The 12,337-nt window shown below is 72.2% G+C and carries 14 protein-coding genes; 1 reads left to right on the top strand and 13 read right to left on the bottom strand.

From position 1 onward, the window contains the following. The 3 genes from AC5LSR_RS14100 to AC5LSR_RS14090 form a co-directional block, all read right to left on the bottom strand. The coding region (locus AC5LSR_RS14100; RefSeq protein WP_493468551.1) for a chromosome segregation SMC family protein at positions 1-2,980 on the bottom strand (2,980 nt) is incomplete at its 3' end. A gap of 398 nt (positions 2,981-3,378) precedes the next feature. Next, entirely contained in the window at positions 3,379-3,573 is a 195-nt protein-coding gene (locus AC5LSR_RS14095; protein WP_250285101.1) for a hypothetical protein, read from the bottom strand. Between the two features lie 401 nt (positions 3,574-3,974). Beyond that, positions 3,975-4,367, bottom strand: a complete 393-nt coding sequence (locus tag AC5LSR_RS14090; RefSeq protein ID WP_493464645.1) for an acylphosphatase — start codon at positions 4,365-4,367, stop codon at positions 3,975-3,977. Between AC5LSR_RS14090 and AC5LSR_RS14085 the strand changes: the two genes are divergently transcribed. Further along, a complete protein-coding gene (locus AC5LSR_RS14085) occupies positions 4,366-4,701 on the top strand; it encodes a hypothetical protein (protein ID WP_250285099.1) in 336 nt (111 codons plus the stop codon). The two genes, AC5LSR_RS14090 and AC5LSR_RS14085, sit on opposite strands and share 2 nt — an antisense overlap. Before the next feature lie 40 nt (positions 4,702-4,741). Here AC5LSR_RS14085 and AC5LSR_RS14080 read toward each other — a convergent pair whose 3' ends face one another. From AC5LSR_RS14080 to rsmD, 10 genes are all read right to left on the bottom strand, one after another. Beyond that, positions 4,742-5,473 carry a DUF2786 domain-containing protein gene (locus AC5LSR_RS14080; RefSeq protein ID WP_250285097.1) on the bottom strand — a complete coding sequence of 244 codons (732 nt, stop codon included), beginning with the start codon at positions 5,471-5,473 and terminating at the stop codon, positions 4,742-4,744. Between the two features lie 107 nt (positions 5,474-5,580). Continuing rightward, a complete protein-coding gene (gene mutM, locus AC5LSR_RS14075) occupies positions 5,581-6,435 on the bottom strand; it encodes a bifunctional DNA-formamidopyrimidine glycosylase/DNA-(apurinic or apyrimidinic site) lyase (protein ID WP_250285095.1) in 855 nt (284 codons plus the stop codon). 80 nt (positions 6,436-6,515) lie between these two features. After that, on the bottom strand, positions 6,516-7,334 hold the full coding sequence (gene rnc, locus AC5LSR_RS14070) for a ribonuclease III (RefSeq protein WP_250285093.1): 819 nt from the start codon (positions 7,332-7,334) through the stop codon (positions 6,516-6,518). Next, positions 7,331-8,413, bottom strand: a complete 1,083-nt coding sequence (locus AC5LSR_RS14065) for a phosphate starvation-inducible protein PhoH (protein WP_250285092.1) — start codon at positions 8,411-8,413, stop codon at positions 7,331-7,333. The genes rnc and AC5LSR_RS14065 overlap by 4 nt, the downstream gene beginning before the upstream one ends. 6 nt (positions 8,414-8,419) lie before the next feature. Beyond that, positions 8,420-8,590 carry a 50S ribosomal protein L32 gene (gene rpmF / locus AC5LSR_RS14060; RefSeq protein WP_013874845.1) on the bottom strand — a complete coding sequence of 57 codons (171 nt, stop codon included), beginning with the start codon at positions 8,588-8,590 and terminating at the stop codon, positions 8,420-8,422. After that, on the bottom strand, positions 8,590-9,204 hold the full coding sequence (locus AC5LSR_RS14055; protein WP_250285091.1) for a YceD family protein: 615 nt from the start codon (positions 9,202-9,204) through the stop codon (positions 8,590-8,592). Before AC5LSR_RS14055 ends, rpmF begins: the two co-directional genes overlap by 1 nt. A 493-nt stretch (positions 9,205-9,697) precedes the next feature. Further along, entirely contained in the window at positions 9,698-10,096 is a 399-nt protein-coding gene (locus tag AC5LSR_RS14050) for an ATP-binding protein (RefSeq protein WP_250292415.1), read from the bottom strand. Positions 10,097-10,212: 116 nt separating this feature from the next. Then, positions 10,213-11,034: an MEDS domain-containing protein gene (locus AC5LSR_RS14045; protein ID WP_250285089.1), complete on the bottom strand. Its 822-nt coding sequence runs from the start codon at positions 11,032-11,034 to the stop codon at positions 10,213-10,215. Positions 11,035-11,205: 171 nt separating this feature from the next. Then, positions 11,206-11,682, bottom strand: a complete 477-nt coding sequence (gene coaD / locus AC5LSR_RS14040) for a pantetheine-phosphate adenylyltransferase (RefSeq protein ID WP_250285088.1) — start codon at positions 11,680-11,682, stop codon at positions 11,206-11,208. Next, complete coding sequence (gene rsmD, locus AC5LSR_RS14035) at positions 11,679-12,236, bottom strand: 16S rRNA (guanine(966)-N(2))-methyltransferase RsmD (protein WP_250285087.1); 558 nt, start codon at positions 12,234-12,236, stop codon at positions 11,679-11,681. Before rsmD ends, coaD begins: the two co-directional genes overlap by 4 nt. Between the last annotated feature and the right edge of the window lie 101 nt (positions 12,237-12,337).

Genomic DNA, 12,337 nt, shown 5'->3' with positions numbered 1-12,337 from the left:
CGGCGCGGGCGAGCTCGTCGCGGTGGACGTCGTCTCGCAGCGCGGCGAGCTCGGCGGCGAGCGTGCGGACCCGCTCCCGGACGCCGGTCAGCTCGGACTCGGTCCCCCGGCGCAGCGCCTCGACACGCTGGCGTTCGGTGTCGGCGGCGACGAGGGAGTGCTCCAGGGCGGTCAGGGCCGTGTCGGCGGCGTCGGCGGCCGCCGCGGCCACCGCCGCCTGGCGTTCCCGGACCTCCCGGCGGCGCGCCGCGGCCATCCGCGCGGCGCGTTCGTTCGCGGCGGAGCGCACCAGCGCGTCCGCCCGGCCGGCCAGCGCCCGCGCCCGCTCCTCGCTGGTGCGCACGGCGAGCCGGGCCTCGACCTCCTCGGCGCGCACCGCCGAGGTCGCCGCGACCAGCCGGTCGCGTTCGGCTGACGAACGTTCCCCCGCCTCCGGTTCGTCCGAGGCGGCGGCCAGCGCCGCCTCCAGCTCCGCCAGCGCGCCATACGCCTGGTCACGGGCTGTCTCGGCCTGGGCGCGGGCCCGTTCGAGACGTTCGGTCTCGGCCGCGCCGGAGCGGTTCGCCCGCTCCAGCTGGGACAGCTGCTCGGAGAGCGCGCGGTGCCGGGCGTCGGCGGTGTGCAGCGCCGCGAGCGCCTCGTCGATCCCGCCGCGGGCCCGGGCGACCTCCTCCCCGGCGGCGGCGACCGCCCCCCGGGCGTGCTCCCCGCGGCCGGCCGCGGCGATCATCTGGCTCTCCGCCTCCTCGGCGGCGGCCTGCAGCTCCAGCAGGGACGGTGCCCGGGCGCTGCCGCCGGTGGCCAGCGCCGGCCCGATCACGTCCCCGGCCCGGGTGACCGCCCGGATGCCGGGATGCGCCCGGACCACCTCCGCCGCGGCCGCGAGGTCATCGACCACCAGGGTGGCGGCGAGCATCCGCGCGACGGCCTCGGCATAACGCGGGTCACCGACCCGCACGAGATCGGCAGCGGGTACGCCACCGCCGCGGGCTTCCGGTGGCAGGGCTCGCGCCGGGTCGGCCACGGCAGCGGCCACCGCGGCGTCCGCCGCAGAACCGTCGGCGGGGGCCGCGGCGGCGACGACCAGGGACACCCGGCCGGCGTCGACCGCCCGCAGCCACTCGAACGCGGCGGTGACGTCGCCGGCGACGGCGACGGCGACGGCGTCGGCGGCCGGGCCCAGCACGGCCGCGACGGCCACCTCCGCCCCCGGCTCGACCGACAGCCACCCGGCCAGCCGGCCGAGGATGCCGGTGGGCGGCTCGGCACGAACCCCGGCGCCCGCGGCGGCGGTGTCAGCGGTGTCAGCGGTGTCAGCGGCGGCCCGGTCCTGCCCGGCGGCGGCATCCCGGCCGATCTTCCCCTTTTTCTTTTTCCCTCTGCCGGCCTGGTCCCCTCTGCCGGCCTGGTCCCCTCTGCCGGCCTGGTCGGCGGGCGGGGGCGTCCAGGTGCCGGCGGCGGCGTCCAGCAGCGCCGCGGCGCCGTCGCGCGGGGTCAGTGACAGGGTCAGCGCCTCCCGGCGGGCCTGCCAGGACGCCCGGTCGCGTTCGGCGGAACGCTCCTGCCCGCGCAGCTCCTCCAGCCGCTCGGTGGCGCTGGCGTGCACCGCCACCGCCTCCTCGCGACGCGCGGTGAGCTCGCCGCGGGTGGTCTGGATGCGGACGAGCTCCGACTCGAGCGCGATCCGCTGGTCGCTGGTCTCCCCGCCGCGCAGCCGGGCCGCGTCCACCGCCTCGGACATCCGGACGATCTCTGTCTCGGCGCTGGCGGCCCGGGATCTGGCGGCCTCGACCCGGCCGGCCAGCCGGGCGAGGTTCTCCCGTCGGCTCGACGCCTCCCGCGCGGCCGCGACCAGCGCCTTCTCCTCCTGGACGAGCGCGGCTTCGAGCCGCGCCCGGCGGGTGACGACCTCCTCGAGGCCGTCCCGGTCGGTGTCCAGCCGGGTCAGCAGCGCGCTCTCCTGCTCCCGGACCGCGGCGGCCTCCTGCTCCATCTGCTCGGGGTCGCGACCGCTGCGTTGCTCCTCGGCACCGGCCCGCAGCAGCCGGGCCCGCTCGGCGGCCAGCGACCGGGTGCCCCGGATACGTTCCCGCAGGGACACCAGGGCATGCCAGACCTCGCCCGCGGCGGCTGCCTGCGGGGTCACCGCGGCCAGCGCCGCCTCCAGCTCCTGCTCGCGCCGCTGGCCCTCGGCGTGGGTGCGGCCCACCGTGGCCAGCCGGGCCCGCAGCGCCTCCTCGTCCCGGATGTCGGTTGCCAGGTCCCCGTGGGCCGTGACGATGTCGTCGGCGAGCAGCCGCAGCCGGGAGTCACGCAGCGACGCCTGGATGACGCCGGCCTTACGGGCGATCTCCGCCTGCCGGCCGAGGGGGCCGAGCTGACGGCGCAGCTCGGCGGACAGGTCGGTGAGCCGGGTGAGGTTGGCGGCCATCCCCTCCAGCTTGCGCAGCGCCTTCTCCTTGCGCTTGCGGTGCTTCAGGACGCCGGCCGCTTCCTCGACGAAGGCGCGGCGGTCCTCCGGGCGGGCGTGCAGGACCGCGTCGAGCTGCCCCTGCCCGACGATGACGTGCAGCTCGCGGCCGATCCCGGAGTCGCTCATGAGCTCCTGGATGTCCAACAGCCGGCAGGTGCTGCCGTTGATCGTGTATTCGCTCTCGCCGCTGCGGAACATCAGCCGGCCGACGGTGACCTCGCTGTAGTCGATCGGCAGGGCACCGTCGGTGTTGTCGATGGTCAGCAGCACCTCGGCGCGCCCCAGCGGCGGCCGCGACGGGGTGCCCGCGAAGATGACGTCGGACATGGTGCCGCCGCGCAGCGCCTTGGCCCCCTGCTCGCCGAGGACCCAGGCCATGGCGTCGACGACATTGCTCTTGCCGGAGCCGTTCGGCCCGACCACGCAGGTGATACCGGGCTCGAGGTGCAGCGTCGTCGAACTCGCGAACGACTTGAAACCCCGCAGGGTGAGGCTTTTGAGGTGCACCGGTCTCCGACAGCTGTCGCAGGGAACGGGCCGCGGACAGTTGGCCGCACGGTGTGACCGGCTGTCATGTGACCGGCTGCCGGGTCCGTCACGCGTGCCTAGGCCCGTCTCCGCCACCATGCCCGAGAGGACGATCGAGTACTCACGATACTGCGGTGCCCGGCAGTGGACGGGGGCCGGGTGCGGTGGCCCGGCAGTGGCCGGCGGGGGCCGGCAGGACCGGGGCGCGCGGACACCGGAAGGTGAATCGCATCACCGACAGAAATCGACGTAGTTCGCAACGTCACAGGCATGGCGGGAAACCTCGACGGGAGGTTTCATGAATGCCGCCGACAACACAAAGGGACGTTCCCCATGAAGAGAAACGTCCCTTGGGTCCCGCTGCGGGTCCAGGAGGATCAGGTCAGCGCGGGCTCTGCCTCGAACGCTCGGAGTTCATCCGAGACATCGACCCCTTCAAGAGCATCATTGAGAGCGCGGCTACGCGCGAGCTCGTCCTCCAGTTCTGCTACACGCGCACGAAGTCGGCGTACCTCATACGACAAACGAACATCGCTGCCAGAGCCGACGTGGCCGAAAAGGGCCTTCGCCATGATAGTGGTCCTCCACGATGAGTGACCGAGCGGGTGCGGGATGCGCTGCGGCCTGGCCGACCAGCTCAGGCAGACCACACGACGCACCAGACAATGAATCGAGGATGGCACGCCTTGCGACCGAAAGTCAAGACGATGCCATACCCCACTCGACGGCGACGGCGTTTTGTCGAGATGAGGACACCCGGGCCTGTCGGTGTGTCCGCCGGCACGACGGACACACATGTCACCGGGTTGTCATGCCATCGGCGCCGACACGGCCGGTCAGCCGGCCGATACGCGCCGATGCTGTTACCAGCCCGGTACGCACGAGCCCACTGGCATCCGGCCGCGGCCCACCCGCGCACCGGAGACGGACGATTGATGCCGGACCGGACGATTGGCCAGCGCCAACAAACGCGTCACTTACGAACAAAATTCAGCAGGTCACCCCTGGGCGGCGACCAGGAGTACGTCACCTGCGTCGTCCGACCGGGTGTGTGTCCCGCCCGCAGCATTTCCAGCAGGGTCCGGCAGGCCGCGCGCGGGCCCTCGACAATCACTTCGACCCGGCCGTCCGCGAGGTTGGTCGCGGAGCCCACCAGCCCGAGCCGACGCCCCCTCGACCGGACGTATGCGCGGAAGCCAACACCCTGCACGGTCCCCGACACCCATGCCGTGAGCCGGGCCCGAGGCTCCTCGGGCGCGCAGGCGGAGCCGCTGACGCCGGCGGACGGATCACGGCCGCCGTGATCAGCGGATCCACCGGGGACCCCACTGGGACCGCCGGGCGGAGAGGCGGGAACGTCACGCATGAAGCCGGTAGGATACCGGATCACTGTGGACACGACACATTCCCCCCGCTTCCGTCAGCCTCGGCCGCGCCGGTACCGCCGCGGCCGGGTCGCGCTGACGACGGTGTGCGCCATCGTCATCCCGTCGACGCTGCTTCTCGGCGGCTGTGGCCAGAACTTCGAGCAGGACGGCGGCGTGCTGCCGGTGCCGAAAGCCAGCACCGAAGGCCTGCGCAGCGCGGTACCTGAGCCCGCGCCCGCCGCGGCCGAGATCATCGGGCCCGGTTACGCCCCGCCCCGCACGTCAGGCCCCACCCAGACAGCGGTCCCCAACCTCCCCGGCGGCAAGTACTGACGCGCCGGCCTGCTGGCCGGCCGCAGCTGTTCCTGGCCGGTCACAGCTGTTTGCGGCGGGGCCTGTCGGCGAGGCGGTTGCCGGTGCCGATATCGGCCCGCTGCCCGGCCTGGAAGCCGGCCGGCCCACCTGAGCCGGACAGGCTGCGCGACCGCGTCGTACGCAGCCGCGGGTAGACCTCGGCGACGTGCCGGTCGACCCTCGCCGACCGGTCGGCGAGGACGAGCTCGACCGACCGGCCGCCGGCATGCCCGGACCGATGACGTTCCCTGGCCCCGGACTCGGCCGCGGTGAGCCGGTTCTGGACGGCGGCGGCGAACCCGGCCATCCAGGACCGGCGGAACGCGCGGGCGTCCTCCGCGGGCGGCACCCGGACCAGCGCGAGGGCGTGCGCCTGCTGGACCAGCAGGGACGTGTAGAGAAGCTGGGCCCGTTCCAGATCGGCCGCCATCCCGAACAGGTGCGCCGCGTGCGCGGTCGCGCCGGCCAGCGGGCTCGTCCGGTGGATCAGCCGGCAGCCGAGCGGGCCGGCGATGGCGGCCAACAGAGCGATCTTGTCCCGGGCGTAGGGATGGTCGATGCCCAGCACGACGTCCCCGGCCGCCGCCGTGGTGGGCACCGCCTCCTCCAGCAGCGCCCGGTCGATGCCGTACTGGGCGATGAGGTCCGCGGCCTTGTCGTTGTAGGACTCCCGGGCCTGTTCGGGCAGGCCCTCGGCCTCGGCCATCGCCAGCAGCTTACGGATCTTTCCCAGGGCGGCATCCGCGTCCATGACGGTTGTCGCGCTCCTTTCACCACCAGCTGTCGGCAACCGCCGCCGGACAGGGCCCGGCGCCTACCAGTGCGCCTACCAGTGCGCCGCGCCGGGCGGAGCCCGGCCTACCAGTGTGCTTTTCGCGGGCGTGGCTGGCAGCGCGGACAGGTGAAACTGGACCGGTTCATGAAAGCGTCCCGGCGGATCGGGGTCTCGCATCGCGTACAGGGCAGCCCTGCCCGCCCGTAGACCGCGAGCGAACGGTCGAACAGCCCGCTCTCACCGTTGACCGACACGTAGAGCGCGTCGAAAGAGGTGCCACCGGCCTGTAGGGCCTCGAGCAGGACCTCGCGCACCGCTTGCAGCAACCGGTTGAGTTCGCCGCGGGTCAACGTCCCGGTCGGACGCGCATAGTGCAGACCCGCTCGCCACAGTGATTCGTCCGCGTAGATGTTACCAATCCCGCTGGCGAGCGTCTGGTCCAGCAGCGCCCGTTTTATCCCGGTCCGGCGGTGGCGCACAGCCGCGACGAAGCCGGCGTCGGAGAACTCCGGGTCGAGGGGGTCCCGGGCGATGTGCACGATCGGCGCGGGCACGCCCGCGTCGGTCGGGACGACCGCCAGCCCCCCGAAGGTGCGCTGGTCGACGAACCGCAGCTGACGGCCGGCGTCGGTGAAGGTAAAACGCACCCGCAGGTGCGTCTCGTCGGGCTTCTCCGTGGCGACCACCAGCAGCTGGCCGCTCATCCCGAGATGACCCAGCAGCGCGGCCCCGCCGTCGAGGGCCAGCCACAGGTACTTGCCCCGGCGGCAGGCAGCCTCGATCGTGCGGCCGGCGAGCACGGCGGCGAAGTCGGCAGCGCCGGCGGCATGCCGCCGGACCGCCCGGGGATGGGCGACCGCCACCGTGGCGATCGTCCGGCCGGGCAGCGTCCGCTCAAGGCCGCGGCGGACCACCTCGACCTCGGGCAGCTCAGGCATCAGGCAGCTCAGGCATCATCGGGCGGCTCAGGCATCAGGCATACGGGATCGGACAGGCGGGAATCAGGCACGGCCGCCGGTCAGCCGTTGCCCGTGCCCACCGCCGCCTCGGAATGGCCATGGGCGCTCTCGGACGCGGCGTCAGCGGTGGCCCCGGCGGTGTCGGGTGCCACCTGGCCGGGAGCTTCGGCCTCGTCCTCCAGCGCCTGGAAGGCGGCGGCGGCGGCCCGCTGCTCGGCCTCCTTCTTGCTGCCCCCGTCGCCGTGACCGAGCACCCGGCCGGCCACGACGGCCCGGGCGGTGAACCGCTTGGCGTGGTCCGGCCCGAACTCGTCCACCTCGTACTCGGGGGGGCCGAGCAGCAGGCTGGCGGTACGCTCCTGCAACGACGTCTTCCAGTCCAGCCCGGCGCCCCGGCCGGCGGCGACGTCGAGCAACGGGTCGAACAGCCGGTGGACGAACTCGGAGGCGCTCTCCAGACCGGACGACAGGTAGACCGCGCCGATCAGCGCCTCCAGGGTGTCCGCGAGGATGCTGGCCTTGTCCCGCCCGCCGGTGGTCTCCTCGCCGCGGCCGAGCAGCAGGTAGGGGCCGATGCCCTTCTCCCCCAGTGTGCGGGCGACCTCGGCCAGGGCCCGCATGTTGACCACGGACGCGCGCTGTTTGGCCAGCTGCCCCTCGGGCAGGTCGGGATGGCGGTTGAACAGGGCGTCGGTGACGATCAGGCTGAGCACCGAGTCCCCGAGGAACTCCAGCCGCTCGTTGGTCGGCAGGCCGCCCTGCTCGTAGGCGTACGAACGGTGCGTGAGCGCCAGCTCCAGCCGGTCGACGTCGACCGGCACGCCGAGCGCGGCCCGCAGGCCGTCCCGGGGCATCGGCGGAGGCAGGCCGCGGGTCATGACGGCAGCCCGGCCCGGCTGCGGCGGCGGGTGACGAGACCGGCCAGGGCCGCCCGCTGGCACAGCACCCATCCGGAGCGGTCCGCGGCGGACGCCTGCGCGGCCGCCCGCGCGATCGCTCCCGCGATACCCGGACCGGCCGCGCCGGGACCAGGCCCGCCGCCCGCGACGATCACGATCCCGTCGACGCCAACCACGAATGCTCCCTCCTGCGGATACCACCCCGACAGCGCCGGTGACGGCTGGTCGACCGACTTCGCCACCGCCCGCAACCACGAGACCACAACAGCTCCGGTCGAACCGTCGCAGACGACGACATCGACCTGTCCGCCGGCCACCACCGTGGCGGCGTCGACGGCACCGACGAAGTCGAGCTCCAGCCCGGTGAGGAAGTCACCGAACTCGCCGTCGCCGGACCCGTCGGACGCGCTGGCGCCCGGGCCCCCGGCATACGGTTCGCCGGCGCCTGGCCGACCGGTACCCGGTCCGCCGGCGCCAAAGCGTGCTCCGGGGCGACGGACCGGCCCCGCCACCAGCCGGCCGACCCGGGGGCGCGCTACGCCCAGACAGGCCGTCGCGTAGGCCGCGCCGACGATCGCGTGCTGGACGAGCTGGTCGGCCCCGGTGCCGCCGCCGGGGACCGCGCCCGCGTCCAGCAGGACCGTCGGGCTCGACCGGGAGCCGAGCAGCACGGCGAGGGCCTGCCGGGTCGCCCCCGGCACCGGCCCGAGGGTGAACGAGGCGGCGGCCACGAGCGCTTCGGGCGGACCGGCGGAGACGACCGCGTCCGCCACGCCGTCCCTGATCAGCCGGGTCGCGACACGGACCGTGGCATCCCGCCTCGAGCGGACCTCACGGGCCGCGTCCTGGCCAGGACCGATCAGATGGGGCGCTTCGGCCAGCCGTAACCGGCCACCGACGGCGAGCCCGCGCTCGGCCGACAGCCGTTCGGCAACCGCGGCCGGGCCGACGATGCTGACCAGCAGCGACTCGTCGGCGTCCAGCGCGCTACCGATGCCGTCGACGACCGCGTCCGGCGCGCCGTCACCACCGAGCAGATCGACCGCGACGTGTGTCACATCAACTTAGACGTCGAGGACCTGTCGATCGTTGTAACGACCGCACGTCGGGCAGACCGTGTGCGGACGGGTCACGTGGCCGCGGGGGCACTTCGTGAGGGCCGGGGCCTGCGTCTTCCACTGGGCCCGCCGGGAACGGGTGTTGCTGCGCGAGGTCCGGCGCTTCGGGACGGCCACTAGTCCTTCTCCTTGCTCTCTGCGTGGGTGTTGCTCGCTGCGTGGGTGTGCTCATTCGGTGACAGGTTCTCGGCCAGTGGCGGCAGCGCCGCCCACCTGGGATCGGCCCGGGCATGCTCGTGATCGACGTCGGGATCGTCCAGCCGGCCGCCGCAGTCGGCACACAGGCCGGCGCAGTCCGGCCGGCAGCAGGGGGACAGCGGCAGGCTGAGCACCAGCGCGTCGCGCAGCACCGGCTCGAGATCGAGATGGTCGTTCACGACCTGGAAGGAGTCGTCCTCGGGGTCCTCGGGGGCCCGGTCCGGGTAGTAGAACAGCTCGCGGAGACCGACCGTGGTGTCGTCCTCGATCGGGTCGAGGCAGCGCGCGCACTCGCCGGTCAGCGGCGTGAACGCCGTGCCGCTGACGAGCACGCCCTCCATCACGGCTTCCAGGCGCAGATCCAGGTCGATGGGCGCGCCCACCGGGACGTGGATCATCTCGGTGCCCAGCTCCGCCGGAGCGGGCACCCGCGTCACGACGCGCTTCATCGATCCCGCCCGGCGGCCCAGCTCACGGATGTCGAGCACGAGCGGGCCCCGAGGGGCCCGGCGGCGGGATGGCGGCGCGGTCATGGAGGAGGTGCCTGTCGTTGCCACGGATACTGGATTCACAACTCTCGCTGTCACAGGCGGCCGACCGCGGGACGGTGACGCGCTCGTGACCTGTGACTCGTCGGTCAATGGGTTGGTGCCCGGGAATCCAGGTACCGGAGACCACCCTATCCGATCGTCTCGCGAAATCCGCTCACCGTCACCCCGGACGGACCAGGGACCGGCTGTGGCACGCCCACCGGCCTCGGGCCGCCAGCCGGCGGGCGGTCCCCGACAGCCACATCATCCCCGACAGGCCACATCAATGCCCCGTCAATGCCCGGGGCCGGCACGCCCGGGCATCCGGACGGCCCGCGCCCGTCGCCCGCCCGCATGTCACGAAGCGTCGCAATGGCCGCCTCAAGCGCAATGGCCGCCTCAGGGAGACAGATGGAGATCCACGGTGAGCGGCAGGCCATGGCCGGTGGTGGACCAGGGCCATACGCCCTGGCCCAGCGCGAGTGACACCAGCCGTTCAGGGCAGGGGCTGCTCGGCCCAGACGGTCTTGCCGGTGGAGGTATGGCGGACGCCCCAGCTCCGCGAGAGCTGGGCGACGAGGAACAGGCCCCGCCCGCCCTCGTCGCAGCCACGGATCCGATGCGGACGGGGGGAGCCACGGCCGCCGTCGGAGACCTCGCAGATGAGGGCGTGCTCCCGGATCAGGCGCACCGTGATGGGAGCGGCACCGTGACAGACCGCATTGGTGACCAGCTCGCTGACCAGCAGCTCGGTGGTGAACACCGCTTCTTCCAAGCCCCACGCGTACAACTGCCGGGAAACCCCGGCCCGGACCGCGGCGACAACAGCGGGGTCGAGGGGCAGCTCCCAGGTGACGAGCTGCTCCACGGTCGGGGCGTGGGGGTAGGGGGTCACCGGCGTGGCATAGGCCGCATCCGCGGCCGCCTGGCCCGGCAACCGCTACCGGAACAACCGTGGGCACACGTTCCGGGCCGGAATGATCGTTCTGCTACTGGCATTCGCGGATCACATCACACCTTGGTCAGGGCCATCCACGGGATCGATTCCGCGCCGAGGATACGTAGCACGTACGCCTGACGGGTACTGCAACGGATCTCCAGCCGCCCGCCCGGCGGCATTCCGGCCGCCAGCCTGATGATCAGCCCGGCACCATGGGCGTCCAGGAAGGAAAGATCCGTCAGGTCCAGGAGCAGGCGGTCCCCGAACCGGGCGAACGCCCGCTCAAGACCACTGATGAACTGCTCGCGGGTAGATAGATCAACTTCTCCGGCCAGCCTCAGGCCGGAGCCGGTATCCTCGATATCCAGGGATCCGATGCCTTCGAGCACCGTCATGGGGTGGACGCCGTCCATGCGGTCCAGCAGTTCCCTGCTGAAACGCTTCCGGTCGTAGCAGCAGATCACGCTGCACCGCGGATCGGTGAACAAGACCTTGAGCTCATGTTCATAGGCGACAAGCTGGTCGAGATCCATGTCGGGATCCAGCGCCCAGGCCATGTCGGCGCAGGCCCGGAATCCCGGGTACTCCTGCTGGTACGACAGCTCGATCTGCTCCCGGTACCGCTGGATCTGGCCCTCGATGGAGAACCGGGCAGGCGGCAGGTATACCGCTTCGGTGCTCTCGATGTTCAGCTGGCCGCGCTCCCATGCCGGCTCCACCGGCGGGCCACAGGAGTCCAGCCGGGCGAAGATCTCGCTCTTCGAGATGCCGGGACCGGTGACGAGCAGCACCTTCTCGCCCTTGGCGAGCCCCCACTGGCTGTAGGCGGCCAGCGCGCTCCAGCACGCGTCGTCGTCGTCGAAGTTCAGGCATGCATGGTCGCCAAGCCCCATCCGTCCTATGGACACGGCCCGGCGCGGACCAGCACCAGTACTCTGCGTAGACACTCCAAATACAGTTATGACGCCAACCAGTCAAGGATTCACGGTCCGACGACGCTTGTCAAAGGGGGCCCCAGGCCCCGCGGGCACGGCCCCGGGCGGAACGCCGCCCGGGGCCGTGCTTCAGCGGGCGAGACGTTCGCGCAACTGCTTGAGCACCACGTCGGGGACCAGGCCGGACACGTCCCCACCGTAGGTGGCGACCTCCTTGACCAGGCTGGACGACAGAAACGCATACTGCGGATTCGTACTCATAAAGAGGGTTTCGACGCCCGCGAGTGAATGGTTCATCTGCGCCATCTGCAGCTCGTAGTCGAAGTCGCTGACCGCGCGCAGGCCCTTGACGATGGCCTGAATGCCGCGGGCCCGGCAGAAGTCGACGAGCAGGCCATGGGACGACTCGACCACCACGTTGGAATGATCCCGGGCCACCTCACGGATCAGCTCTATCCGCTCCTCCACGGTGAAAAGGTTGGCCTTGTTCTTGTTGATGAGCACGGCTACGACGACCTCGTCGAAGAGCCGACTGGCGCGGACGATGATATCCAGATGACCATTGGTGATCGGGTCGAACGAACCTGGACAGGCAGCCCTTCTCATGATCCAGAACCGTACCAGAGCACCCCCTCACCATACGCGCGATTGCGAATCGTAATGAGTCCGTCCGGCCAGGCCGGCGGGCCGCTGCGGCGCGAGCGCTCCACGACACACACCCCGTCCGGATGCAGCCAGGCACCGGCGATCAGCCCGGCGAGCACGCTGGTCAACGCACTGTCCGGCAGCGCATACGGAGGATCCAGGAACACCGCGTCGAACGCGCACTCCGGCATGATTTCCACCACATGTTGGACCGGCTGCGAAAGGATCTCCACACCGGTGAACCCGAGCGCCGCCGCATTCGCGCGCAGGGTGCGGACCGCCGCCGCCGACCGGTCGACGAACAGGGCGTGGGACGCCCCGCGGGACAACGCCTCGAACCCGACCGCGCCGCTGCCGGCGTAGAGATCGGCGAACCGCGCGCCGCGCAGCTCGACCAGCGAGGCGAGCGTGTTGAACAGCCCCTCCCGCGCCCGGTCGGAGGTCGGGCGGGTCCCGCCGCCCGGCGGCACCCGAACCGGGCGCCCACGCGCGTCCCCGCCGATTATCCTGGTCATTTCCTGTCTTCGCCCCGTCGTTTTTCCTTGTTTTTCTCCGGATTTCCGGTGGCCGGGCGCGCCGGTCGCCGGCACGCGGCCCACCGGCCCCGGCCCACGCC

The sequence above is a fragment of the Protofrankia sp. CiP1_Cm_nod4 genome, from assembly GCF_982290645.1.
This window is presented reverse-complemented; position numbering and strand designations above follow the sequence as displayed.